Here is a 23,413-nt window from a genome sequence, read left to right on the forward strand (position 1 = left end):
ATATTTAACTATGGGATCGGATTTAAAAAAGACACTAAATAAAAATCTTGCTGGTAAAGGACTGCGAAATACAAGTGTAGACCTATCTGTCTTGAAATACTATAAGCAATATGCCAAAACATATACCGACATCCATAACGGCGTTGTGGTATTGAGTGATCTGACAGCCAATTGGAGTTTTACCTTTATGGGCGAGATTGCTGAACGTTTACATTTGAGTTCAGCTAAAAGAAAATTGGAGATCAATAGTATATGGGAGGATTTTCTCCTAGAGCGCGTACACCCTGAAGATCTAGCTGTAAAACATGCACTTGAACTGCAGTTTCTTGAACTGGTCAAGAAAACCGAACCGAAAGAGCGTTTTCGATATCAGGCAAATAGTGTACTCCGCGTAGAAGGAAAAGATGGGCAAATTATGTTGATGTCACATCAAATTATCTATTTGGATACTCCCGGTCAAGAATTTCCGCAACTGGCATTATGCTGCTATACGTTAATGCCTGATCGAGAAGATCGTCAAAGTAAGAAAAACTATATTTTTAATCAGTTCAGCGGCGAAGTTTTTCCGCTTGATAAACAGGAGATGAAGGATGTCATGAGTGTGCGGGAGAAGGAGGTTTTGCGCTGTATTAGAGCAGGTATGAGCAGTAAAGAAATTGCCGAGAAGCTAGCTTTGAGCGTTAATACCGTCAATCGGCACCGACAGAATATTCTGCAAAAACTACGAGTGCGCAACTCGCATGAAGCGATCAGTATATACAATAAAATGTATGACCAAGATGATACTTCGCTATAGTAAAGAATCTGTCAAAAGACTAGCTTTTGACAGACCTGAAATTAAGTTGCTTAATTGGAATTATTTTCTTTTAGCCATTTGGTTCGACGCTGGTCTGGAAAATGTTTGATCCCAAAGTGTTCAAACTTAGCCTGGAAGCCATCACCATCCGGGGATGCACCCATCAAACCGACCATGATAGGATGATTATCTTGTAACCAGGCATTTCTCATCATCACATATTCCTTGTCATCAAAAGAATAAAAGAATTCTACAGCATCTAATCTTCGAATTGCTTTTATCCATATAAAAGGGATTTCTTTATCTATTGGTACGATGCTCCAGTCGCTGGTTCGATGCGTGACGACAGTACTCAGGTTGTACTTGCCATCGACAAATTCTATTCCCGCTTTTATATAATTTTCATGATCTATACGCAGCATGATGCCTGCTTGATCAAAACGATTTTTATATTTGGCCGAAATTTTAACCTTCACCTCAAATTCACCCCCTCTCTCCGTGTAGAAAAATGGTGCGTCATCTACTGTAAATCCATAATGTGATATTCGCCAGTAGTCGCTCTTGGGTGTGACAAACATGGAAAGAGAGTTGTTACTGACTGTCCATTCAGTAGGTTCGTTAAACCAGGTCATCTTGTCCAATTGTTGTGCAGAGGTATGTGTAGCGAAGAAAGGAAGTAATGAGGCCGCAAAAAGCGTCTTTATTTTTTTCATTTGTATAAATTATTTGTTCATCAATTATTTTTAGATTAAGGCATTCACGCTGCCTTTGGCGGTATAAGTGTTGATCTCATGGGTATTCATAAGCTCAATCGTTCGGTTGACTCGGTTTGAATAAATCATGATGGTTTCATTATAATCTTTTTAGCAAGAGGTGTATTCTTTTTTCTAAAGGCAAAGATATCGTTGGCATGCTGTCTTTTTCAATACTGATAAATAACCATTATGTGAACAGCGATCTTTAAATGTAATTTATTTGCAATTTAATTGCATTTAATAATGTTGCTACATAGTTGCAATAATAAAATATCTTACCTTCGTTCTATCATTATTGAAATTAAAGAGTTTATCGGAGGCAGAATTCAATAAAAAAATAGACCGTATACTTAAAGTAAAAGCCTACAGATATGGAGTTTTGGGAACGTAATTTTATAGAAAAAGGGGAGATGTGGGGCGGTAGTCCTGCTCATTCAGCACATCTGGCGAAAGATTTCTTTATAGCAGAAAATATAAAGGAAATCCTTATTCCGGGCTTTGGCTATGGGCGAAATGGTCATGTATTTCTTGATCATGGAATAGCTGTTACCGGAATTGAGTTGTCCAATACAGCAATTGAAATCGCCCGAAAATATGTTGGAAGTCAGACGATCATACATCATGGTTCGGTCGTAGATATGCCATTTGATACCAAAAAATATGGTGGTATATTCTGTTACGGACTTATACATCTTCTGGGAACTGAGGAGCGGGCGAAATTTATACATGACTGTTACGAGCAGTTATCCGACGATGGTTACATGATCTTTACGACCGTGTCAAAACAGGCGAATATTTATGGGCAGGGGGCTGCCATAGGCACCGATCGTTTTGAAATGTTTGGAGGTGTTAGCATGTTCTTTTATGACTTGGAGTCTATTCGGTCAGAGTTCGAAAAATATGGGTTGATTGAAATTAAGGAAGTTGAAGAGAATTATCCTTTTTATTTGATCATTTGTAAAAAATAGAATAAACAAGAAAATCATAGATGAAACTATTGTGATTTATTTAATTCACCTGTTGGAATGAATACGTTCGGGAGACGAAAACCTCTTACTTACAGGTCCATAAATCTGCCAGTATCATCAGCATTTAAAATCAAATTTATAAAGATGAAAGACGATAAAAATTTTGATGTCATCATTATTGGAGGAAGTTATGCGGGACTTTCGGCAGCAATGGCACTGGGGCGATCACTACGTCAGGTGCTTATTATTGATAGTGGTCTACCATGTAATAGACAGACACCGCATTCGCATAATTTCATAACTCATGATGGCGAAAAACCATCGGTTATTGCTAAAAAAGCGAAAGAGCAGGTATTAAATTATCCAACAGTAAGATTCCAGAAAGGACTTGCTTTAAGTGGAAAGAAAACAAGCAATGGCTTTGAAATCAATACTGAAAATGGTGAACTATTTAGTGCAAAAAAGTTGATTTTTGCGACTGGGGTAGAAGATATCATGCCAGGTATCCAAGGTTTTTCGGCCTGTTGGGGGATTTCGGTTATCCATTGTCCATACTGCCATGGATATGAATTCAGGGGCAAGAAAACAGCAATTATGGCTAACGGTGAACGGGCTTTACATTTGGCATCTTTAGTCAACAATCTCTCCACCGATCTGACAATACTGACTTCTGGAGAAGCAAATTTCAGTGCGGAGCAGACTGCAAAATTGAAGAAGCACGGTGTAACTGTCATAGATGAACCGGTTAGTAAAATCCAGCACAAGAATGGCTGGGTGGAAAAAGTGATTTTCAAGGACAACAAAGCAATAGCATTTAATGCCGTATATGCAGCAATCCCTTTTAGGCAGCATTCAAGTATTCCTGTTGAGTTGGGCTGTGACCTGACTGAACAAGGGCACATTGTCGTTGACAATTTTCAGAAGACAACTATTAAAGGGATTTTTGCATGCGGCGATAATGCGAGCATGATGCGGTCTGTTGCTAATGCTGTAGCAGCGGGAAATTTAGCTGGAGCAATGGTTAATAAAGAATTGGTTGAAGAAAACTTCTGATGTAGATTTGAAATATTGCCGCACAACAAATTTAATCTCAACTTCATTCGGAAGCGATCGGGATAGACGCTTCCGAATGAAGACTCTTATGAACAGAGGGCCTACTTTTTTTTAGATAAGTACAGCTATTACCTGGATTCTATTTAACCTGTTGAACGGTTCCGGTTCTACTTGCCGTTTCCCTGCCCCATAATGCAATAGATTCCAATAGAGGAATAAGTGTCCTGCCAAAATCCGTAAGTTCATAATCGACCTTTAATGGCGCTTTGTCTGTGTGTACTGTCCTCGTAACTAAACCGTCAGCTTCCAGCTCCTTCAGCTGTAGGCTCAATGTACGTTCGGTAATCATTGGACATTCTTTTCTAAGCTCATTATAACGTTTTTTTTCAATTAAATGAATGAGTATGACTGCTTTCCATTTTCCGCCTATGTATTTCATTGTCAGGCTGGTACTGCATGGGTATTGTTTGTTGTCTATCAAATACATCTGTTACTATCAACTTTGACCGTTATTGCAAATATATAACACTATATTTAAGTTTGCAACTATAAAAAATATAGTTAATTTAAAATTGTATGTTATGGCATTTATAGAAACAGCAAAACAACGTTATACAACAAAAAAGTATAATTCAACAGAAAGAATTTCAGCGGACAAGATTGCTGAGCTAAAGGAAATACTTCGCTTGAGTCCATCATCTATCAATAGCCAACCCTGGAAGTTTTTCTTCATTTCAGATGGAGAGACAAAAACAAAATTAGCTGAAGCATCCTATTGGAATGCAGAGAAAATTAATGAGGCAAGTCATCTTGTCGTCTTTAGTGCTCTTTACGATGTGCAGCGATTCGAGGAGCAGATCAACAGCACGCTTCCCGAGGGATCGATAAATTATTACCATCGTTTTTTAAAATCACAGGGAGAACAACATGTGCAATCTTGGATGAAACAGCAGGTGTATCTTTCTTTGGGATTTTTTCTTGCGGCCTGTGCGTCAAATAATATCGATGCAACACCAATGGAGGGAATTGAGAATGATCGTTATGATCAAATTTTGGGACTTGAGCAATACCATACCTTATTTGCCGTCGCCATTGGCTATCGCAATGCGGAGGATTCAAATCAACCAAGTATAACAGCTAAGTCACGTTTGAATATGGCGGATATTATTCAGTCCATATAGTTCTTTCAATAATAGGGGCGGCCAAAAAAATCGATCGTCCCTATTGTTTTTTAATTTTGTTCGTAACCTCGACTGCCTTCTTTTAGCAATTCAATTTTAGGGGAATAGCACTTTGATACATCCTGTTATCAGATATGGTTAAGGTAGACTAATCTTTTTTCCTTGCTCAGGAAAAATATAATTTACTTTTAAAGGATTGTTCTCTAGGAGCTCCTTTTTTATGATTTCTGGATTATCTCTTGTTGGTTTTCGGTGAGTGACCACAATGTTTAATGCTTTTAAATCATTTTGTCCGATCTTATCTTTTAGTTTGTTTAACTCCTCTAATAACAGATTAGGGGTAAGATGACCGAACAGCAGGTTCTCGGCTTGACTATTGGGAAAAGACACCTCAATTAATATCGTGTTTAATTGACCTTTTCTGACCAATGGAGCAATATTGTTCCAAAGATTGTCAATTCGGTCAGCCTTTTCAACCCGGTCAGCACCTGTATCTCCGAGATAAAGCAGATAATGATCATGGTGGCGCAGCAGCACCGCACTGCTTTTATATGGATTTACATGGCTTAATTCGTATGCCGTCAGGAAGAAAGGGGTATTTTGTGCCGCAAGTTCTATTCCTTCTTGCAATTCACTGTAATGATATTTTCCAAGAATTGGTTTTTGACCCTGATCAGCAAAATTAATCCAGGTATCGTTTATAAAATAATGGTTTTGCAAAATTTGAAGTACAGGAGCAAGAGCAAAAATATTCTTTTTGCTATCCGCCGGAGAATTGATAATCAGACCGGATAGATGGTCTAAATGACCATGAGAAATAAAATACCCTTTTATTTGATTGTGTAATATAGTTTCTTCTGTTCCATGAAGACTTTTCTGCTGAATGGCCTTTCGTATCCCGGTATTTATTGTACCGGCATCAAGACAGAGAAATGCAGTGTCATTTGGAGTTCCGACCAGATAGGCCGATAGATTATCCTCTTGTTCACCACCATATATACCTAAGGGGATTAAGTCAAAATGTTGCGCTTGGGAGGAAATACATGCGATGAGCGCGACAAAAGAAAAGAATATTTTTTTCATACCATATTAAACTAAAAACCCATCCTTAAATGAGGATGGGTCAAATTTACATTATTTTTTACTTATTGATTGAAGCGATAACGGATCCCAACTTGAATTCTTCAACGCGATGTTTCGATGTATAGATTTTTGTACTGCTTTTTTCCAAACGGATTAATTTTAATTGATAGGATTTCCGTTTAAACAAAGATACAGTACACCAGACTTTTTTATCATATCTTTCACCGTTTTTTTGAGAGTTTTGTATCTTCAGATCCATTAGTCTATAGTAAGTCATGAATCCATTAATCCAGCAACTCAGAAGATACGGGCATCTCAATGAAGCAGCCGAAAAAGAGATCGAACAAAGGATCAACTATTTTTCGAAGCGTAAGGGAGAACATTTTTTAAAAGAGGGCCAGCATGTATCCAGTTATTTTGTACTAAGTAAAGGTCTCATTCGTGCTTATTTCTTTAAAAACGGGCGGAAACTCAACAGCTGGTTTGGTGAAGAAAATCAAATTTTTGGATCGATATTACCTGTATATACTGAAAAACCTTCCTTTGAGAATATTCAGTTTCTTGAAGATTCGGAGGTCTATGCAATTGCTGTGGATGATCTGAATGAACTCTATCGTAAATATCCGGAGTTAAACCTTATCGGAAGAAAAATCGCAGAGGAGGTATGTATCGTCCTCGAGGAACGTATTATCTCATTGCATACCGAATCTGCTATAGAACGTTACCAGTCACTTATCAAGTTGCAACCAAATTTGCTAAATCGGGTCAACCTCGGTCACATTGCATCCTATCTGGGCATTACACAGGAGACTTTGAGCCGGATCAGACGATAAGGAACGATTTTGATATAGATCAAAAAATGCAGCCGATCAAGTCACTACTTTTGTGGAGGATCATTTAAATAATTGAAAATGAATTGGATTGCATTAATTATTGCCGGTATTTTTGAAATTGGTTGGCCCTTAGGATTAAAGATGGCCCAACAGCCAGATAGCAATAAATTTGGTTGGATTATATTGGCTGTCGTCTCGATGACTATCAGTGGAGGACTATTGTTTTACGCGCAAAAAGCTATTCCAATCGGTACAGCCTATGCGGTTTGGACTGGTTTAGGTGCTGTCGGTACATTGCTGGTCGGGATATTGTTCTTCGGCGATTCAGCAAACGTCTTTAGACTTTTGTCGGCGACGTTAATCGTGGCGGGTATTGTAGGCTTAAAAATATTTTAATAACAATCAGGGATTTTGATATCGCTTTGCATATAAATGGGAGTGATATCAGAATCCTTTCTCTTTATTGGAAAAATTAACTTGTGATATTTTCTATATGCTGCTTGATTTGGAGAAAAATAAATTTTCTCAACTAAAAAATCAATAATTTAGTTTAAAACTTGCTATAAAAGAGGATGTTGGGATGATTTTTGTTGCGTACATAAATTATGAGGCAAGAATTGGCAGATAAGATAGCATTGTATAGTAAACGGTACGGCTTGTTTATGCATCCCGACTATGTGAGCTTTGCCCGTGATACAACAAGATTGTTGATTCGTAACGAATGCCTGCGAATAGGGAACATAAAAATATATCAGGATTATGTAGCCTCCCATTATCCCGAAGATCTCCCTTGGGAAATGAAACAATATCAAGAAGCGGCCAAGGCTTTGATAAAAATGGATAGAGTAGCCGCTATGGCTTGGGTCACAGCAAATCAAATCAATCTTTTCGAATCTGATATTTTTATTGATGATGAAGACGCGATTTTACGTCCGATCCAGTTTAAGAACGATGAGGTGTTGCGTTACAATTTTAATACATTGGAAGAACTGATTTATAACCATCAATTACCCGATGATTTATTCCGAAAAAACAGGGCGTACTTTTGGATCGATGCCCGTATCGATTTGCGATAATAGTTCCAAAGGGCAATTGAGCGGTCTATAATTGTACTTTCCAAAAGCATTTATAAGACAAATACCTCATTATTATTTCCAAGATATACGGTTGGAAATTTCTTGTTAAAGTCAATCCTCACATCTCCTTTGCCCAATGTACCGTCACCATTAGAGTCCCATTCCAGAGCGACGTAATATTTTATGGGATCAGTTTCGTTAACTGCCGGTTTGATTAATTTGTAATGATTTTTTGGAAGATCCAATTTAATCTCAAATGGTAATTCACTTTGTTTAAAGCTTTTTTCAGCTATTATCGTTGCTGGTACATCAGCGATGTTTGCAGTCACAGCATAGAGGGTAATTTTACCAGAAGGATTTTTGATGGTAACGGGATTTGAATTCTGAAGTTTTACCGATACATTCTCTTGAGTTGAATCTATTTTTTCTGCATGTTGGATAGTTGAACAACTGCTGCTGATAAGCGCAACAGATAGTAATGATATGATAGATTTGATCATAATAATTTTCATCTAAATGTTTGAAAAACTATACTAATTTATAGTATGAAATATTATAATTTGAAAGATACACCAACATTGGCGATACCCAGATATCCGAAACCAAATTCACCATATACGCCAATTTTATTACCATAACGAATACCGAATGGTGAAGCTTGTTAGGAGATTGCGCCAAAGTTGTCGGAATTCTCTTTTAACAGTTAGTTCGAACCATCAAGTACTTTTCTGACATGCTCAACCCATTCGTGGGCAGGTACACTTTGGTCTATATAATAATCAGGTTGTATCCCTTTATTATCAATGGCCATTTCAGGGATCCGGTAACTTTTGCTAAGTGAATAGCCCAACCTGTATTCTTTGCAAGGGGATTCAACAAAATACATATTTGAGATGTCAAGAACACCAGCAGTTGTTGTGCCGAAAAGCTTAACTTTTTTACTTTGCTTAGCCTCAAGTAAAAATTGCTCTGCCGTGCTTCCATTTCCACCATTGATGATAATCGCAACTTGTTTAGGATAGGGAAGTGCCGTATGGCTAGAATCAATGCTGATTATTTTTCTGTTTGGTCTTACATTGACAAATTCTCCCAAATGATTGCTCAAGCTATCATAAGCAGCTTTATAGAAAGGAACGTCTTTTGGATCAATCCCATATTCCTCATACTTTTCGCAGAAGTCCAACATTCGCTTATTATTTAATTTTGTGGAATAAAATGTGACACCAACGGTACGAATAGGGTTTGTATATAAGAAGGGAATAATTTCAGCATAACTGCCATCACTACCGCCACCGTTATTTCGGATATCAATAATTAAGTTTTCTGTTTTTTTCAACTGTGGTTTATTCGCGGCGATAAGGCTATCAATTGTTTGTTTTTGCCTACCGTTAAAACTGGGGATACGTAACAGAATTGTTTTTGCATTAATCTTTTGAAGATAGGGTTTATCTGTTGAATATGATTTTGCAAAATCCGCTTCTAAAGGCGAGTTTTCCACTATTGGATATTTTCTAGTATATAGGTAATTACCCAATTGAAAGATATTTTTTCCAATGGCTAATGTGGAGGATATTTTTTCCTGGGATTTATCTCTAAGATAATAAGTGCCTTCTGATAGTTCATTATTTAGGGTGAATTTGACGTCACCAACTAACCAATTATCCGTTGTAGATCCGACGATAATGCCTTTATATCCTTCAGGATATTTTTTGATAGCCACTTTGTAGGGTGGAGAGTCCCATATTCCCTCTAAATCTTGTCTTTTTTTCTTAGAGAGGTAAAGCTTAAATTCTTCTTCGGAGAAAGGGATGGAAGGGTGAGCTATATTGACGCTATGATCGTCTTTGGAGACAAGTACATCAACATCTTTTCCATCGATTCGATTGATAGACAAATGCCCTTTGCGGATAAACTGTAACCATTCTGATAGGAGTTTTGTACAGTCTAAATTTGATTTAACAGCTGCTAATTTCTGCTCTATCTTCACGTTGTGCGCTTGGTAAGCGTCCAATCCTTTCTGATCTAAAGCATATTGAAAACCAGCATCATTTTCTTCAATAATTTTTTTGACCCAATTAAGGTTTTCAGCACAATTACAGTTTTGCGCCTGTAGATTACCACTGAAAATGAAAATAGAAGCAAATGACAGAATAAGCTTAAACATAATATTTAGGATTTTTAATTAACCGAAGGATGACAATTATTTGGCCAAGTTCATAGTTGCTTTGTTATAAGTTAGATATGATTTTTATAAACTTTTGAAGTGTCCGATGATGGGCATAATTGTTCGTTTACGAACAGTACATGTTGCGAAATTTGTCGGGTATTCGGCACAAAGGGACTCAAATTTAAAATTGAGAGTGATTGCAAATCGTGTTAAAATTGGTTGAACTTTATTTGTGATTTAACCTATCCAGATCAGAAGCATAATCAGGTAGTTGGGGGGAATAGATAAAATCAGGCGTAAAAAAGTCCTTCGTTTTTGTGTGAACGAAGGACTTCTGAGGCTATATATAGGTGTGATTATAATTGCTTTATCTTTAGATTTCTAAAAGATACACCTCTTGACCAATCTTGAAGGGCGAGCTTACCGCTAACATGTTGACCGAATTCCGGAAAATCTTTGAAAGTACTATGTTTTACCAGATCCTTCCATTTTTGCGAATTGAAATCCATTTCGGCGGTGACCGTACCATTCAGATAGAAGGTTATTTTACCGTCTTTTTGCACAATGCTTGATTGGTTCCAATCATCTTTAGCTTTGGTGCTGACAAAATTTTGTTGGGGTAAAAACATGTAGAGACAACCAGCACGTTTTAATGGTTTGTCAAAGTCAGGGTGCGAATCTGCGAGCAATTGATATTCAGGGCCTGAGTGATAAGTCGCGTTGATATCCGGCTGTTCCTGTACATTGACGAAAACGCCACTGTTGCCTTCCTTTTCCAGTTTCCATTCAAATTTGAACTCATAATTTTTATAGTCGCTGTTGGACACTAGATCATATTTTTGACTTTCGTTATTTGGATCGCAATAGATTGTACCATTCCGCACCAACCAGGCCGTCGGTGCTTTTTTCTCATTGTTGTAGGTATGCCAATTGTTCAGGGTAGTGCCGTCAAATAGGAGCTGCCAGCCTTCTTTTTGTTCTTCCTCAGTCAATGTGTTTGGAGCACTAGCCTCCTTATTACACGAATAGAATAGACAGCTGATACAGGCAGCCACTGCAATTTTTTTGAATAGGTTTAAGTTTATCATTGTTTAAAGTTTGTTGTACTTGAATGTTTTTAGGAACCTGATACACTAAAATAAATTTTAATGTTTGCTTTCCATTATAAATACAGGCTCTTATGCAAATTTGTTACAGAGGAAGCCGATGTAGCGAACTACTTTTCAGCGGAAATAATCAACATCATCGGTCTTCTCAATTCATCACCCATTGCTGGAAAATTTTCGAGCATTTCTGTACTGGGTTCAGGCTCAACACAAGCGTTTATTTTAAATCCACTTTGTAGAATGCTACTGAGGTAAGAAGTAATTGTTCTATGGTACTTTAGAACCGTATTTCCCAAAAATGTTGTCTCTCTGGCCCCCATGAGAAAATAGTTGTCTACAGGCCAATAGAGTTTGTCTCCATCTTTGTTGTAGATCCAATCTTGGTTGCCTTGCGCGGTAAAAACAGGATGCTCTATCGAGAATAAAAATTTCCCTACAGGTTGGAGCCAATTGTAAATATTCCGACAGAGTGCATCAAAGTCTTGTATGTAATGAAATGCCAAAGAACTGATCACTAGATTAAATTGTCCGGATCTGAAAGTAAGCTCTTCAATTGCATTTCGTTGATATTCGATTCCTTCCAGTTTATTGATCTCGTTGGCCTTCTCCAACATTTTTTCGGATAGATCTACGCCAATAACAGATTTTGCGCCATTTTCAATCACATATCGACAATGCCAACCATACCCACAGCCTAAATCGAGCACAGCATTGTCCCTCAGGTTTGGTAAGAGCTTTTGAAATTCATGCCATTCGCCAGCTCCCAATAAGCCTTTCTGTGACCGATACATTTTGCTATATTCTTCGAAAAATTTTGGATCGTCGTATTTATTTTCTTGCATCTAATTGTTACGGGTTAAATTCACTCCCTATTCTTGAATACCTAATTTACAGATTATTCATGTTTTTTGTTTTTATTTTTCGATAGTTTATCTGAGGGTTCAATTCTCATTTTGATAAAATAACCCTTTCATTCTGATAGGATCTAGCTATTTTGATTTTAATCTTTTCTTTTTAAATCTATTGTCTTTTAGTGTTTTACGTTGTTCGTAAAAACTGTGGACTAGTGTTTGGCATATAGGGACAACGTATATAAAAATGAAGATGATTAGAAAAATAAAAGAATCGGCACAGAGCCCGCCCACATTGAAGCTGATAAACCGACCGCGGATGATATGACATCTCCAAGAATGAAAATAATAGTTCACGAATCTTTAATAATCCACAGCAAAGTGAAAATACGAGTACTGATAATAACTCGAATACTTTGCTTTTAGTTATGCTTTAAAATGTGATGGATTCCTTTGAGAAAAATTAAGAAAATACAAAGTAGAACAACACTTAAGTTAACGTTAGCCATGAAAGATTTAAAAGAAAATCAGGAGCAGCAGTCGCCCCGAAAATTGTATATGGATCGCATAGCGAAGGTTGTGATGATCATCTTGATCCTTACCATGATCTATCAGCTGTATCTCGGTTAAATTTTGAAAATGCAATCGCGATATCAGCTTTTGGTGAAAGGATATAGTCGGAGTAGTCACTATGTCGAGTATACAACGGGCTGCAGCCCTTAGCCGAAATAAAACGAATCTAGGTGATAGGAGAATGACAATGATGGGAAAATAAATGCCAAAGCGTAGCTATACGAATAGAATAAATGACAGTCAAAAATTAAATAAATGAAGAAATTAACCCTGTTGGCCTCCCTCGTACTTGGGGCAACAACATCACTATTTGCACAGGAAGACACAACGAAAAATAATCCGCTTTCATTCAACGGATATGTGGAAGCTTATTATATGCGGGATTTCAATAACCCTCTTGGAAATACACGTCCGGGTTTTGTTTACAGCCATAACCGTAACAATGAAGTGAATATTAATCTGGCCATGCTAAAAGCTACCTATAATACGGAGAAGACGCGGGCCAATGTAACCTTGGCAACAGGTACCTACATGAATGCCAACTATGCGGCGGAGCCTGGAGTATTGAAGAATATCTATGAAGCCAATGCTGGTATACGCATCTCAAAGAAGCATAATTTATGGATTGATGCCGGTATTTTCTCTTCCCATTTGGGTTTTGAAAGTGCCATTGGAAAGGACAATTGGACAGTGACAAGGAGCCTTTTTGCCGATAATTCGCCCTATTTTGAAACCGGCGCAAAAATATCTTACACCTCTGCATCTGGAAAATTATTTCTTAGCGGACTTGTATTAAACGGTTGGCAACGTATACAGCGTGTCGATGGCAATAGTTTGCCTGCCTTCGGACATCAGCTTGTATATAAGCCGACCGGTAATTTAACGATCAATAGTGGATCTTTTATCGGCAGTGATAAAGCGGATAGTGTCAGACAGATGCGCTATTTTCATAACTTATATGCTATTTATCAGCTAAATAAACAGGTCGGATTCACGGTAGGTTTTGACATCGGTGCAGAGCAAAAGGAAAAAGGGAGCAGCAAATACAATGTCTGGTATACCCCGGTATTAATTGCACGTTATACAGGATCCGATAAATTCAGCCTTACTGCTCGGGGAGAATACTATCAGGATAAAAAGGGAGTCATTATCTCTACCGACGCAAAAAATGGGTTCCAAACATTTGGGTACTCGCTCAATGCTGATTATGCAATTCTCCCCAATGTACTCTGGCGGACAGAAATACGTAATCTGACCAACAAAGAAGCAATCTTCCTAAATCGGAGTAATAGTTTGGTGAAAAATAGCACAACGGCTGTTATGGCACTAACTGTTAGTTTCTAAATAAAGATGAACCTTGCTGTTGGATCAATAGACAACAGCAAGGTTCCTGAAATAATACCTAGAAAAATACATCACCCCATTTTAGGGTATGGTTATGTCTCAGTGGTAGAAGCGGATAGAGGTTTAAGTCTCAATAAAACAAATACGGAGTCGGAGAGATCATTTAGTGTAAAATGCATGCTATACCCCGTATCGGTTAAAGTTGATCCATTAATTGTTGACCAATGCCATTGCACCATCGCTATAACGAGCGCCCACATTCGGGTATTTCCGAAGTATTTCTTCAATGGCGTTTAGATCCGAATCCGACAATTGGACTTCGATAGCACCTGCGTTTTCTTCTAGATACTTTCTTTTTTTCGTACCTGGAATTGGAATGATGTCATTCCCCTGAGCAAGCACCCAAGCCAGCGCCAATTGTATTGGCGAACAATGTTTATCTTGAGCTAAGAGCGCAAATTCAGCAATCAAACGAGCGTTATTTTCCGCATGTTCTCCTTGATTGCGGGGAAGTGTTCTTCTAAAATCGTCTGCTGCCAGACTATCTAAATTTAAGGTATTGGAAAATAAACCTCTGGCAAGTGGTGAATAGGGGATTAAACTGATACCCAAATCACGTACAGTCTGTAGTATTTCTTTTTCTACATCACGTGTTAGCAGAGAATACTCACTTTGCAGTGCCGCAATGGGATGAACCGCATTGGCTTTGATGATCGAAGCCGGCGATGCCTCACTCAGTCCGAGATATCTTACTTTTCCTTCTTTGACCAGTTCCGCCATAGCGCCTACAGTATCTTCGATCGGGATATTCGGATCCACCCGATGTGCATAATACAGATCTATGGTATCGATGCGAAGTCTTCTGAGACTATTTTCTACAGCAATTTTTATCCAAGCAGGTGATCCGTCAAAATAAGTGTTTGCGGTGCCGCTTGGTCCCGCCTGTCCATCCTTGAAACGAAAGCCAAATTTGGTTGCAATAAATACCTTATCCCGATTGGGAACCAGAACTTTTGAGATCAATTCTTCGTTGGCGCCATTGCCGTACATGTCCGCTGTATCCCAGAAGTTTACGCCAAGGTCCAATGCCCTTTCAAGTGTAGTAATACTCTCTTTTTCGTCTGTAGGTCCATAGGCAAAACTCATTCCCATGCAACCTAATCCAATAGCAGATAATTGTTCGTTTGTTGTTCCGAGATTTCTATATTTCATAACTGTTATATTTTGTTCAATACAAAAGTAGCGAAGGTATACGGTGTCTTACTTAAGACAATCAAACAGATAATTATATTTTTCAAACAGTCGTCATCCGTAATTGGTTTGGTGACATTCCAGTATGTTTTTTGAAAAAGTTTGTGAAATAAGAAGGGTATTCAAAGCCTAATTTATAAGCGATATCGGCGATATTCCAATTGGTATGCAGTAGCAATGCCCGCGCTTCCTGCGCAATGCGGCTGGCGATATGTGCACTTGTGGTTTTACCTGTTGTTTCTTTGACAGAACGGTTCAGGTGATTGATATGCACCGAAAGGGCATGGGCATAATCCCCTGGGCTTTTCAGCTGCAAACCAGTATCCAATGTGTTTACTGGGAATTGACGTTCCAGAAGTTCCAAAAATAGACTCGATACACGGGTAGATGCGTTGGTATATGCACCAAACTCCTGAGCAGGGCTTGACTTCATTGTCTCATGGATCAATAGATGCAGGTAGCTGCGCAAGACATCGTCTTTATGTGCGTAATCTGAATTCATCTCAGACAACATTTTTTTGAAAATTGTTGAGATTTCATCCAGCTGTTCTGTATTTGGAAAATAAATTGGGTTGCTCCCAATTTTAAAAAGGGGAGAATCCTTTAAACTCTCTATGCGTTCACTATGTTGAATAAATTCTTCCGTAAAGACACAATACCATCCAGATTGTGCCGTAGACTCCGGTTCCCAGGCGTAGGGCACGACCGGATTGGCAAATAACATCGCAGGTCGATCGATCTGTATCCATTTATCAGCATAATACAATTTACCCCGACCTATAATCAATGAAGTTTTATAAAAATCACGACGGTTATAAGGGGAGACTACAGTACAGGATTCTCGGCTAAACACATTGAAGTGACCAATACCCGTATTATTAAGTGGTAAGTCTAGGTTCGCAAAGCCCGGTTGTCTTTTGTAGAAATCTGTTACACTTTCAGCTGAGTTCATACTACTAAATTATAAAATTCGTTTTACAAACCACGGTCATTTACAGTTCAATTTTCCCAGAGGAATTGCTGATAACTTCCGTGTCTCTCAAATAAATAAGAGACTAGCCCGCCTATATAAACAATTCCCAGCTCATTGGAGGGGTAAAATTCTGCCAAAATCTAAAAAGCACAAAAAACTTTTTGGCAGAATTTTACCCCTATGATTTATTGAATTACAAGTTGTTTTTTTGTAAAAAGTGGATTTATTGCTTTTAATCGCATGATTTGCTGCTTTGGTTTCTCGATGGTGAATTTTGGGGGAAACCAAAATCCCCTAAGGGAAAAGTAAATTCCCCCAGGAGAATGCTGCGTTCCCTTGGGAGAAAACCAAAATCCCTTAAGGGAAAAGTAAATTCCCCTGGGAGAATGCTGTGCCCCCTTTCGGAGGAAACCAAAAACCCTTAAGGGAAAAGTAAATTCCTCTGGGAGAATGCTGCGTTCCCTTCGGGGGAAACCAAAATCCCTTAAGGGAAAAGTATATTCCCTTGGGAGAATGCTGCGTCCCCTTGGGAGAAAACCAAAATCCCCTAAGGGAAAAGTAAATTCCCCTTGGAGAATGCCGCGTCCCCTTGGGAGAAAACCAAAATCCCTTAAGGGAAAAGTATATTCCCTTGGGAGAATGCTGCGTCCCCTTGGGGGAAAACCAAAATCCCCTAAGGAAAAAGTAAACTCCCCAGGGAGAATGCCACATCCTCTTAGGAGAAAACCAAGATCCCCTAAGAGAAAAGTAAATTCCCTTGGGAGGATCCTGCGCCCCCTCGGAGAAAACGAAATCTGCCTGTATTTCCTTTGGAATTTTTATTAGATTCGAAAAATAATCTCAAATAATAAGGCCCAACAAAAAGCTACTATGATTAAAATATACCATAATAAACAATGCAGCAAGAGTTGCGCAGCGTTGGATTTTTTGCAAGAGCATACTGTAGATCTGCAGGTGCAAGAGTATCTTGAAGAAGTCCCCAGTAAAGCTGAGCTCATTGAAATATTGTCGCAACTCGGACTTAAACCACTAGCGCTTATTCGAAAGAATGAAGCTCTATTCCTTGAAAAATTTCAACATCTTCAATTGACGGATGAGGAGTGGGTTGAGGTGATGCTGCAAAACCCCATATTGATAGAACGGCCTATCATTATTAAAGATGGTAAAGCGGTTATCGGCCGCCCCTTGGAAAGAGTAATCGAGCTCTTTACACCACGATCATCCTAATGGCGCGATAATTGCGCTATTTTTTCCATGAAACAGCTACTAAATATACTCGCATCGGTGCTGGATATTTTCAAATTATTTACATAGTTAAAGTATCCTTAGCCATCTTGTCTAAAAGCGCTGAAATATGCTCTTTGAGGTCTTTAGAGGCATTCATTTCTATTTCTTAATAAAATAAGTTGGTGCTATTATTGGTGATTGGCAGCTGGTAAAATCGGACTGGTTTGATCAATAATGGAGCAGCTTGAAAGGATATTTTTTATCTGTACGATATGCCTGATATTGTGGTTAACCAGAAAACGGAAGGTATCTCCGAGACGGATTTTTATCCATTTATTGATGGAAATATTTGTTCGGATTTTGTTGAGATCTTTTGATTTTGCCTGCTCAAGTAATTGAAGGAACTTCTCCTGTTGTTCCAAAAAGACAGCAAGCACATTTTCGTCCAATTGCTTATGTATAGGATCCATCTCCTGGAATGTCTTCATTTTGTTGGGCCGATCTTTTGGAAGTATACTTTTTGCGAAATAGTTTCCTAAAAGGCCACTGGTGAAATAGCTTGCTGTATTCGATTGACTAGCAGCCATTCTTCTTGAAATTTCGGGCAGATAGAAGTTTCCATAAAGATTGAGATGTGCGATACACTCTAAGGTATTCCATGAGCCCTTATGGGGCCGTTTATTGAGATCATCTAACGACAGTGTTTTCAACGATTCAACAAAAGTCATATGTTCCCTTGTCTGTGTACTGAGCTGATCAAGTAATGCTAAAGATTTATATTTCATTTTCGTTTTTTTGATAAAATACACGAAAAAAAAGGGCAAAAAAATTGATTGAACTCAAGATTTACTGATCCGTGAAAAAGTTTCAGGTGTCATCCTCAAATAGTTGGCAATATGTTTATTGGGAATAATTTGGAATAAGATAGGGTTTCTCTTAAAAACACGCTCATATCGGATTTTAGGGGAGTCCTGCAATAGATCCTGTTCTCTGTCAAGCTGTTGCTTCACCAATCCCTCTAATATGTTGATGTAAAGCGAAGTGTTCTCAGGATTTTCGTAGACGAAATGCATAAAATCTTCTTTTTCCGCGACCAATACTTCAGTTTTCTTTATGGCTTGAATAACGAAATCTGAATGGCAACCATCAAAGAAGGAGTCCATGGCCACAATAAGATCTCCAGTATAACCTAGCCGGATAATCTGTTCGGCATCTTGTTGGAAGATGGAAATTTTAAGGCTGCCTTTTTTTATGAAGTATATTTTTGAGTCTACAGTTCCGCTGCTTTTAATCAGTTCATTCCGCTTGAATGTAAGCGTTTTCTTAAAAACGGCAGGTGTAATTAGATCTTTGAATACAATCATGTCTGATATTGCTTTAATGAATGGAGCTTTCATAATGATGAAAATTACTCCTGTTATCTTCCTTCAAATATGGAGTCTTCGGCGACAAATATGGCCGGGCTCCAGACTAATATGGATTTCTGAATAAAAAGTAAATATTTATTTTCAGATTTACAGCAGTAAATTGAAATCTTAAGCCCATAAAGGTGGTCATGAGTCGTTAAACTCACTGCATGAAGCCTTTTGGGGTTGCGATAAAATGTAAATAGGAATCATTAGCTAAAAATAATATTTTAAAATTATGTTTAAATTTTTCAAAGAATTATTGAGTGCAGCAAAGGAGGGTGTAAGGGAAGCGAAAGAGGAACTCGCAGAGGAAGCGGAATTGGATAAAGCAAAAAAACAGCAGATTAACAGTAAGGATATGCTGAACAATATTCCTTATGAAGAACAATTTGGTACAGCATTGGGAGCGGCATTCCGCGTTATCGTCTTTGGCGATTGGTTTACCGTATTTGGTAGTGCAGGTGATGATGGAACTTATCCGGTTCATCTATATCAGTTCGGAACTTATCCCAAACAAGCGGAGTACCGCGATGAACTGGTGAAACTATTGAAAAGAGACTTCGCTATTGCAGATACCGAATGCTGCCTGCAAATATTAGCAGCATATTTTAACTTGCTCGGAATTAGGACAGGGGGTACCGTCTTGGAAGGTCGGGAAGATCAGATCGACAGTGGAAGCTGGGATATCAGCAAATCCGGTGTGGATGCGCTTGCCATTACTGTCAGTAGTCATATCACGACCGCCGCAGCTGATGTAGGATATTTGCCGAAATCAGACGCTTTGGATATCTTGAAAAAGCTTTCTTCCTACGCAACATTGCACTTTAAAGACTGGCATACTTTCTCCGAAAAATTTTTGGAGGGAGAACATCATGTTGGGCTGAACAATAAAATCGGGAAATCTTATTTAAAAAGATATGTTGGCTATTTAAGGGAAAAGATAGGCAGTCCTTGGAATAATATTGATTGGAATACCCAACCAGTCCAAGACCGTGTGCTGTCAGCTATTGCCTGGACATTTCAGGCCAAGTCGTATCATAGCTCCCAGGAGTTTGATGCCGATGTTGCGGAGTATCAGCGTGATATTTTAGCTGATCGGGCGCAGTGGGATGCCAATGAAATTGTGGTCGATGCGCCCGAAATAGAGCTTTGTTATATGTGTTGGATCAAGGGGATGGAAGATTTGAATCCCAATGAGGTACTAATGGATGATGAAGAAGAGGCTTTTGATGAGGATAATGGAGAGGATGGGTATTTTCAAGTAGATATATGCGCCCGAATCCAAGCTTCCAATGGGAAGAATTTTACCGCACTGGACCTATTGTATCAGATGGAGAAACAATTGATAGGCAAGGAACTGGGGGATCATATATTCTTTGAGGGGCTTGATCGTGTCGAGAATCATTCCGGCGATACACCCTTGTATTTTATCAGTTTTGGAAGTTAGTCTTTTTTATCGCAAGAAACGGAAATACGTATCATACTGTTGTTTATTATAAAAATAGCGGCATATTATGCCGCTTATCAATCACTCAATGACAAGCATTGAGTGATTTTTTATGTTCCCATCTCGATATCATCCCAATCTGAATCTTTGTTGATAAGCCATTCCAATGCTTTTCGGCGCTCATAGACGAGTCCTTCATTGATCAATGCTTGTTTTCCCTTTAGCCTCTCATCAACACAGTACCAATGTAAGCGGTAATAAAAATCAAGCATGGCGTAAATTTCATTTCCACTTTTTAACGACGACAGACGATCAATTTTTTCATTATTTTCATTGCGTTCGAGGTTTGGCAACAAGGAGGCCATATGATCGCCACACCATGCGGTCTCATCTAGATTATCGACTAGTTCAGTTGCCCACATCAATGCCCAGAGCCCCTCAAGGTACCATCTTAATGAATTAAGTTCACGGTCTGAAAGTGCATCGTTATCTTTTTGTAGAATTTCCTGTTCCCATTTCGATAAATGTTTGCTCAGACCATGATGGTCGATCCAGTTCCTGATAATTTCTACTGGAGCTTCAAAGGATATATTGATCAACGCATTCATGACAGACATTCTCCCTCTTACTGCATCAATGCTTCTGGTATTCGGATCCTCTAAAACTGGTAGCCAAGCTGTAAAGCGGTAATTTTCGGCCTCAATTTGCTTGATATTCGCCTCTTTTATGGCATTCTTTTCTTCTATAGTCATACTTTTAACAATGATTTTCATTTAAATAGCCGGATTTCTTCGCAGAAAATTTATACATAGCTGCTTTAATCTTCATCTTCATCTTCATCTTCAAATGAAATGTAAGACCAATCAACATCAAGTACTTCAAGTATATTGTCAAAGAGTTGCGGATCCATTGTTCCGACAAATGCCCCTTGGCATACTCCGTTGCCATCAAAAGATAGGCTAACAACATCCGTATAATCTCGGGTAAATATTTTTTGGTTATCAACACTCAATTCCGGAATTAATTCCCAATTGCTTTCCACTGCAGCCACCATAGTGGAGGGAATCGTGTGAAGACAATTGGCATAATACCTTAAACCCCCAAAAGTGCCATTATAGATTGCCATCATCAACAAAAAGTCTGAAACATGTGTTTTTTCTAGCTCCCAGTCTGAATCGTATGTGGTATCGTAATTTGCATACACCGGCGGATTATCCAAAGATAGATCTGTCGTTTTGATTCCCCAGGTGACTACAGCCTGATTCTCTTCATAGATGGGTAAATAACCATCCAATAGCACTACATCATCTTCGGGGCTAAGTAATCGATTATAGCAATAATTGATGTTATTATTTGCACCCAAAGTCTGATAATATATCCGTAAAGTTTTAGGAAAAACGATATTTATTTTTTCTTCAAGTTTCTGGATCTCTAGTTCGCTATATCCGTCAATACCATCCTGTTCTAAAGCAAATAACTTCCTTATCTTATTTAAATAATCCATCGATCTTGATCTTACTGTACCTAAAATAGTTAATTCAGCAGTAAAATAAAACCTTCGGCCCATCTTATTTCGCTGTCGTCCATAAAAATCTGCATATTGGATTATATTTGATAATTTTGTGCGGCTAATTAATTACTGCATTACATATTTAGACAGTTTTTTTTGATGTCTGGAGTGAAAGACAAGTTTCGTTTAATAAAGAGAAGAATGTATTTATACCTAATATTTTTAATAGGCTTTGCGCTATTCATTGTACTATTTAGCCTAATTTTCAGGAAGTATACTGCTGGATTTAAACCTAAAAATAGTCAGATCAGTTATGAAGCTTCAGCTGATCTGGTAGGAGAAGAGATCAGAAAGATTTCATCCCGTCCTTTCCTGTGTGGCTTGGAAGATAATCTTGTCAGTGATGAAGATTTCTATTTTGATGATATAAACTTTTATGCTATTGATAATAAACAGCAGAGAAAGGCGGTTTTCCCGCTAACGGATATCATCGAGCTGAGCAAGACTTCGATAACAATCACAAATCAAAGGGTCTGGCAAGTCATTATCAATGGAGCTGTCAATCAAAAAATAGTATTTAAGTTTACGCACAACTATACCCTATGGAATAAAGATTTTGTTAAATTTTATAAGAAAATAGCGCAAATAAACCCAGCCGCAATAAAATCGAAATGGAGTCTTTGGACAATGTAATGGAGATCGATTTATCCCAATTTGAGAATAACCTTTTCATTTTGATATCATTTTTCTTATTAAAAACTTTGTAAAATAAATTTATAGAGCTGTATTTCAGTTTGTTATTTCTTGTTTTTTGTTGTGGAATGTTGTTTGGCTTATGCCAGTAACAATGAATAATAGGTATTCATAAAAACAATGTAATGGAAGCAAGAAAAAAAATGGATGAAGGACAGACGGTGGATTTTGTTGCCGCTGTAATCCCGGAGCTGAATCTTAGACTCAGGAAAACCGAACTTAAAAAGGACTACAAAAATATTGTCAATGTCATATCTCAGTTTGCTGAGGATGTCATTTATGCCAAAGATTGGCGCCGTTTTGAATGGGTCATGCAGGTCGTGGCTTATATACTTGAGCGCGGAACTTCAGAACTCCAGATTGTAATAAACGGATTACTACCAAAGACCATCTCCAGATTTAAAAAAGCATGTAACAGGATTGAATGGAGTCACCTCGAGGCCCGTTTGCCCCTTTCGATACAACAGCTTATTCTTCCAGAAGGTAGGCATGACTAGGAGAAAAACAAAGCTGGCGAATACTATCCCTATGAAAATAACTAATGTAATCATACGGCGGGCTTGTATAACCGATTGTAAGCCAAAATCGATTGCGGGCCAAAGTTCGGATGACAGCCGGTGTTATTTAATATCGGATTTATAAAAAGCTATTTTATAACAAGAATGTTTAAACCGCTTAAAGTGAATATATGATGAATATAAAGCAAGCTCAGGAGATCATTGTTTCGGTGATACCATTGGCGCAAGCAGAAATTTCGCAGCCAGAAAATGCTGGCAATCCAATCACAACAATCCGCATCCTTACATCGTATATCAAAAAGATGATCGAGCAAGGACGCGAGGATGAGTTGGGTAAAGCACTGCACCTGATGGAATACATGCACGAAAAAGGGGAGCGGAGACTCCAAAATGCAGTGGAGAATATATTTGTTTTCTCATTGGACAGTATTTTGACAGCCTGCCCCGAATCGCTGCGTGGAATGGTGACTGGCAAGATTCCCATCGGAATTTATACCGCTTACATCAATCAAATGTATAGATCAGGCTATTAAACCTGA

27 protein-coding genes are annotated in these 23,413 nt (G+C 38.3%); 14 read left to right on the forward strand and 13 right to left on the reverse strand.

Annotation, left to right across the window (positions count from 1 at the left end; genetic code table 11):
* Positions 1–10 precede the first annotated feature (10 nt).
* Positions 11–796 carry a response regulator transcription factor gene (locus ACK8HY_RS03925; RefSeq protein WP_416132833.1) on the forward strand — a complete coding sequence of 262 codons (786 nt, stop codon included), beginning with the start codon at positions 11–13 and terminating at the stop codon, positions 794–796.
* 50 nt (positions 797–846) lie between these two features.
* On the opposite strand, the gene ACK8HY_RS03930 is transcribed toward ACK8HY_RS03925, so the two are convergent.
* Complete coding sequence (locus ACK8HY_RS03930; protein WP_416132834.1) at positions 847–1,509, reverse strand: DUF1349 domain-containing protein; 663 nt, start codon at positions 1,507–1,509, stop codon at positions 847–849.
* Positions 1,510–1,922: 413 nt separating this feature from the next.
* Here ACK8HY_RS03930 and ACK8HY_RS03935 point away from each other — a divergent pair, with 413 nt between their 5' ends.
* Both ACK8HY_RS03935 and ACK8HY_RS03940 read left to right on the forward strand, forming a co-directional pair.
* On the forward strand, positions 1,923–2,519 hold the full coding sequence (locus ACK8HY_RS03935) for a class I SAM-dependent methyltransferase (RefSeq protein ID WP_077435119.1): 597 nt from the start codon (positions 1,923–1,925) through the stop codon (positions 2,517–2,519).
* 144 nt (positions 2,520–2,663) lie between these two features.
* Positions 2,664–3,572: an NAD(P)/FAD-dependent oxidoreductase gene (locus tag ACK8HY_RS03940; RefSeq protein ID WP_416132835.1), complete on the forward strand. Its 909-nt coding sequence runs from the start codon at positions 2,664–2,666 to the stop codon at positions 3,570–3,572.
* Between the two features lie 139 nt (positions 3,573–3,711).
* On the opposite strand, the gene ACK8HY_RS03945 is transcribed toward ACK8HY_RS03940, so the two are convergent.
* Positions 3,712–4,011 (reverse strand): winged helix-turn-helix transcriptional regulator, encoded by a 300-nt coding sequence (locus tag ACK8HY_RS03945; RefSeq protein ID WP_217700033.1) that lies wholly within the window; start codon positions 4,009–4,011, stop codon positions 3,712–3,714.
* A gap of 142 nt (positions 4,012–4,153) precedes the next feature.
* Between ACK8HY_RS03945 and ACK8HY_RS03950 the strand changes: the two genes are divergently transcribed.
* Positions 4,154–4,753 carry a nitroreductase family protein gene (locus tag ACK8HY_RS03950; RefSeq protein ID WP_416132836.1) on the forward strand — a complete coding sequence of 200 codons (600 nt, stop codon included), beginning with the start codon at positions 4,154–4,156 and terminating at the stop codon, positions 4,751–4,753.
* A gap of 138 nt (positions 4,754–4,891) precedes the next feature.
* Here ACK8HY_RS03950 and ACK8HY_RS03955 read toward each other — a convergent pair whose 3' ends face one another.
* A complete protein-coding gene (locus ACK8HY_RS03955; RefSeq protein ID WP_416132837.1) occupies positions 4,892–5,836 on the reverse strand; it encodes an MBL fold metallo-hydrolase in 945 nt (314 codons plus the stop codon).
* Between the two features lie 275 nt (positions 5,837–6,111).
* Here ACK8HY_RS03955 and ACK8HY_RS03960 point away from each other — a divergent pair, with 275 nt between their 5' ends.
* The 3 genes from ACK8HY_RS03960 to ACK8HY_RS03970 all read left to right on the forward strand — a co-directional run bounded on the left by ACK8HY_RS03960 (position 6,112) and on the right by ACK8HY_RS03970 (position 7,745).
* Positions 6,112–6,669, forward strand: coding sequence for a Crp/Fnr family transcriptional regulator (locus ACK8HY_RS03960; RefSeq protein WP_416132838.1), 558 nt, complete (start codon positions 6,112–6,114; stop codon positions 6,667–6,669).
* A 78-nt stretch (positions 6,670–6,747) separates the two neighbouring features.
* Positions 6,748–7,065 carry a DMT family transporter gene (locus ACK8HY_RS03965; RefSeq protein ID WP_077435105.1) on the forward strand — a complete coding sequence of 106 codons (318 nt, stop codon included), beginning with the start codon at positions 6,748–6,750 and terminating at the stop codon, positions 7,063–7,065.
* A 209-nt stretch (positions 7,066–7,274) separates the two neighbouring features.
* Positions 7,275–7,745, forward strand: a complete 471-nt coding sequence (locus tag ACK8HY_RS03970; RefSeq protein WP_416132839.1) for a hypothetical protein — start codon at positions 7,275–7,277, stop codon at positions 7,743–7,745.
* Between the two features lie 50 nt (positions 7,746–7,795).
* On the opposite strand, the gene ACK8HY_RS03975 is transcribed toward ACK8HY_RS03970, so the two are convergent.
* The 4 genes from ACK8HY_RS03975 to ACK8HY_RS03990 all read right to left on the reverse strand — a co-directional run bounded on the left by ACK8HY_RS03975 (position 7,796) and on the right by ACK8HY_RS03990 (position 11,860).
* Positions 7,796–8,245, reverse strand: coding sequence for a hypothetical protein (locus ACK8HY_RS03975; protein WP_139351077.1), 450 nt, complete (start codon positions 8,243–8,245; stop codon positions 7,796–7,798).
* Between the two features lie 203 nt (positions 8,246–8,448).
* Positions 8,449–9,909, reverse strand: coding sequence for a S41 family peptidase (locus tag ACK8HY_RS03980; RefSeq protein WP_416132840.1), 1,461 nt, complete (start codon positions 9,907–9,909; stop codon positions 8,449–8,451).
* Positions 9,910–10,268: 359 nt separating this feature from the next.
* Positions 10,269–11,000: a 3-keto-disaccharide hydrolase gene (locus ACK8HY_RS03985; protein ID WP_077435097.1), complete on the reverse strand. Its 732-nt coding sequence runs from the start codon at positions 10,998–11,000 to the stop codon at positions 10,269–10,271.
* 128 nt (positions 11,001–11,128) lie between these two features.
* A complete protein-coding gene (locus tag ACK8HY_RS03990; protein ID WP_077435095.1) occupies positions 11,129–11,860 on the reverse strand; it encodes a class I SAM-dependent DNA methyltransferase in 732 nt (243 codons plus the stop codon).
* A 516-nt stretch (positions 11,861–12,376) separates the two neighbouring features.
* On the opposite strand from ACK8HY_RS03990, the gene ACK8HY_RS03995 reads away from it, so the two are divergent.
* Complete coding sequence (locus ACK8HY_RS03995; RefSeq protein WP_416132841.1) at positions 12,377–12,499, forward strand: hypothetical protein; 123 nt, start codon at positions 12,377–12,379, stop codon at positions 12,497–12,499.
* A 198-nt stretch (positions 12,500–12,697) separates the two neighbouring features.
* A complete protein-coding gene (locus ACK8HY_RS04000) occupies positions 12,698–13,786 on the forward strand; it encodes a porin (protein ID WP_077435093.1) in 1,089 nt (362 codons plus the stop codon).
* Positions 13,787–13,996: 210 nt separating this feature from the next.
* On the opposite strand, the gene ACK8HY_RS04005 is transcribed toward ACK8HY_RS04000, so the two are convergent.
* Positions 13,997–14,998, reverse strand: coding sequence for an aldo/keto reductase (locus ACK8HY_RS04005; protein WP_416132842.1), 1,002 nt, complete (start codon positions 14,996–14,998; stop codon positions 13,997–13,999).
* An 82-nt stretch (positions 14,999–15,080) separates the two neighbouring features.
* On the reverse strand, positions 15,081–15,989 hold the full coding sequence (locus tag ACK8HY_RS04010; RefSeq protein WP_077435089.1) for a helix-turn-helix domain-containing protein: 909 nt from the start codon (positions 15,987–15,989) through the stop codon (positions 15,081–15,083).
* An 891-nt stretch (positions 15,990–16,880) separates the two neighbouring features.
* Between ACK8HY_RS04010 and arsC the strand changes: the two genes are divergently transcribed.
* Entirely contained in the window at positions 16,881–17,237 is a 357-nt protein-coding gene (gene arsC, locus ACK8HY_RS04015; RefSeq protein ID WP_077435085.1) for an arsenate reductase (glutaredoxin), read from the forward strand.
* Positions 17,238–17,425: 188 nt separating this feature from the next.
* Here the strand turns inward: arsC and ACK8HY_RS04020 are convergent, their stop codons facing one another.
* Together ACK8HY_RS04020 and ACK8HY_RS04025 are read right to left on the reverse strand one after the other, a co-directional pair.
* Positions 17,426–18,022 (reverse strand): DinB family protein, encoded by a 597-nt coding sequence (locus ACK8HY_RS04020; RefSeq protein WP_416132843.1) that lies wholly within the window; start codon positions 18,020–18,022, stop codon positions 17,426–17,428.
* 54 nt (positions 18,023–18,076) lie between these two features.
* A complete protein-coding gene (locus ACK8HY_RS04025) occupies positions 18,077–18,634 on the reverse strand; it encodes a Crp/Fnr family transcriptional regulator (protein ID WP_416132844.1) in 558 nt (185 codons plus the stop codon).
* 247 nt (positions 18,635–18,881) lie between these two features.
* Here ACK8HY_RS04025 and ACK8HY_RS04030 point away from each other — a divergent pair, with 247 nt between their 5' ends.
* Complete coding sequence (locus ACK8HY_RS04030) at positions 18,882–20,093, forward strand: DUF1266 domain-containing protein (protein WP_416132845.1); 1,212 nt, start codon at positions 18,882–18,884, stop codon at positions 20,091–20,093.
* 110 nt (positions 20,094–20,203) lie between these two features.
* Here ACK8HY_RS04030 and ACK8HY_RS04035 read toward each other — a convergent pair whose 3' ends face one another.
* Entirely contained in the window at positions 20,204–20,845 is a 642-nt protein-coding gene (locus ACK8HY_RS04035) for a DUF4272 domain-containing protein (protein ID WP_416132846.1), read from the reverse strand.
* A gap of 65 nt (positions 20,846–20,910) precedes the next feature.
* A complete protein-coding gene (locus ACK8HY_RS04040; protein ID WP_416132847.1) occupies positions 20,911–21,597 on the reverse strand; it encodes a hypothetical protein in 687 nt (228 codons plus the stop codon).
* Between the two features lie 207 nt (positions 21,598–21,804).
* Between ACK8HY_RS04040 and ACK8HY_RS04045 the strand changes: the two genes are divergently transcribed.
* From ACK8HY_RS04045 to ACK8HY_RS04055, 3 genes are all read left to right on the forward strand, one after another.
* Positions 21,805–22,296, forward strand: a complete 492-nt coding sequence (locus ACK8HY_RS04045) for a hypothetical protein (RefSeq protein WP_416132848.1) — start codon at positions 21,805–21,807, stop codon at positions 22,294–22,296.
* A gap of 185 nt (positions 22,297–22,481) precedes the next feature.
* The gene (locus ACK8HY_RS04050; RefSeq protein WP_416132849.1) at positions 22,482–22,853 is read left to right on the forward strand and encodes a hypothetical protein; all 372 of its coding nucleotides are present in this window, start codon (positions 22,482–22,484) and stop codon (positions 22,851–22,853) included.
* A 191-nt stretch (positions 22,854–23,044) separates the two neighbouring features.
* Positions 23,045–23,407: a hypothetical protein gene (locus ACK8HY_RS04055; RefSeq protein WP_416132850.1), complete on the forward strand. Its 363-nt coding sequence runs from the start codon at positions 23,045–23,047 to the stop codon at positions 23,405–23,407.
* Positions 23,408–23,413 lie beyond the last annotated feature (6 nt).

This window comes from Sphingobacterium sp. NGMCC 1.201703 (genome assembly GCF_047784615.1).
GTDB lineage: Bacteria > Bacteroidota > Bacteroidia > Sphingobacteriales > Sphingobacteriaceae > Sphingobacterium.

Bases quoted from the DNA above. Each gene is read 5' to 3' on its own strand.
- ACK8HY_RS03925 (WP_416132833.1), top strand. From the start codon at position 11: ATGGGATCGGATTTAAAAAAGACACTAAATAAAAATCTTGCTGGTAAA.
- ACK8HY_RS04040 (WP_416132847.1), bottom strand. From the start codon at position 21,597: ATGGATTATTTAAATAAGATAAGGAAGTTATTTGCTTTAGAACAGGAT.
- ACK8HY_RS04025 (WP_416132844.1), bottom strand. From the start codon at position 18,634: ATGAAAGCTCCATTCATTAAAGCAATATCAGACATGATTGTATTCAAA.
- ACK8HY_RS04010 (WP_077435089.1), bottom strand. From the start codon at position 15,989: ATGAACTCAGCTGAAAGTGTAACAGATTTCTACAAAAGACAACCGGGC.
- ACK8HY_RS03965 (WP_077435105.1), top strand. From the start codon at position 6,748: ATGAATTGGATTGCATTAATTATTGCCGGTATTTTTGAAATTGGTTGG.
- ACK8HY_RS03960 (WP_416132838.1), top strand. From the start codon at position 6,112: ATGAATCCATTAATCCAGCAACTCAGAAGATACGGGCATCTCAATGAA.
- ACK8HY_RS03985 (WP_077435097.1), bottom strand. From the start codon at position 11,000: ATGATAAACTTAAACCTATTCAAAAAAATTGCAGTGGCTGCCTGTATC.
- ACK8HY_RS03945 (WP_217700033.1), bottom strand. From the start codon at position 4,011: ATGAAATACATAGGCGGAAAATGGAAAGCAGTCATACTCATTCATTTA.
- ACK8HY_RS03970 (WP_416132839.1), top strand. From the start codon at position 7,275: ATGAGGCAAGAATTGGCAGATAAGATAGCATTGTATAGTAAACGGTAC.
- ACK8HY_RS04035 (WP_416132846.1), bottom strand. From the start codon at position 20,845: ATGACTATAGAAGAAAAGAATGCCATAAAAGAGGCGAATATCAAGCAA.
- ACK8HY_RS04020 (WP_416132843.1), bottom strand. From the start codon at position 18,022: ATGAAATATAAATCTTTAGCATTACTTGATCAGCTCAGTACACAGACA.
- ACK8HY_RS03930 (WP_416132834.1), bottom strand. From the start codon at position 1,509: ATGAAAAAAATAAAGACGCTTTTTGCGGCCTCATTACTTCCTTTCTTC.
- ACK8HY_RS03975 (WP_139351077.1), bottom strand. From the start codon at position 8,245: ATGATCAAATCTATCATATCATTACTATCTGTTGCGCTTATCAGCAGC.
- ACK8HY_RS03935 (WP_077435119.1), top strand. From the start codon at position 1,923: ATGGAGTTTTGGGAACGTAATTTTATAGAAAAAGGGGAGATGTGGGGC.
- ACK8HY_RS03995 (WP_416132841.1), top strand. From the start codon at position 12,377: ATGAAAGATTTAAAAGAAAATCAGGAGCAGCAGTCGCCCCGAAAATTG.
- ACK8HY_RS04050 (WP_416132849.1), top strand. From the start codon at position 22,482: ATGGAAGCAAGAAAAAAAATGGATGAAGGACAGACGGTGGATTTTGTT.
- ACK8HY_RS03980 (WP_416132840.1), bottom strand. From the start codon at position 9,909: ATGTTTAAGCTTATTCTGTCATTTGCTTCTATTTTCATTTTCAGTGGT.
- ACK8HY_RS04030 (WP_416132845.1), top strand. From the start codon at position 18,882: ATGTTTAAATTTTTCAAAGAATTATTGAGTGCAGCAAAGGAGGGTGTA.
- ACK8HY_RS04055 (WP_416132850.1), top strand. From the start codon at position 23,045: ATGATGAATATAAAGCAAGCTCAGGAGATCATTGTTTCGGTGATACCA.
- ACK8HY_RS03955 (WP_416132837.1), bottom strand. From the start codon at position 5,836: ATGAAAAAAATATTCTTTTCTTTTGTCGCGCTCATCGCATGTATTTCC.
- ACK8HY_RS03950 (WP_416132836.1), top strand. From the start codon at position 4,154: ATGGCATTTATAGAAACAGCAAAACAACGTTATACAACAAAAAAGTAT.
- ACK8HY_RS04000 (WP_077435093.1), top strand. From the start codon at position 12,698: ATGAAGAAATTAACCCTGTTGGCCTCCCTCGTACTTGGGGCAACAACA.
- ACK8HY_RS04005 (WP_416132842.1), bottom strand. From the start codon at position 14,998: ATGAAATATAGAAATCTCGGAACAACAAACGAACAATTATCTGCTATT.
- arsC (WP_077435085.1), top strand. From the start codon at position 16,881: ATGATTAAAATATACCATAATAAACAATGCAGCAAGAGTTGCGCAGCG.
- ACK8HY_RS03990 (WP_077435095.1), bottom strand. From the start codon at position 11,860: ATGCAAGAAAATAAATACGACGATCCAAAATTTTTCGAAGAATATAGC.
- ACK8HY_RS03940 (WP_416132835.1), top strand. From the start codon at position 2,664: ATGAAAGACGATAAAAATTTTGATGTCATCATTATTGGAGGAAGTTAT.
- ACK8HY_RS04045 (WP_416132848.1), top strand. From the start codon at position 21,805: ATGTATTTATACCTAATATTTTTAATAGGCTTTGCGCTATTCATTGTA.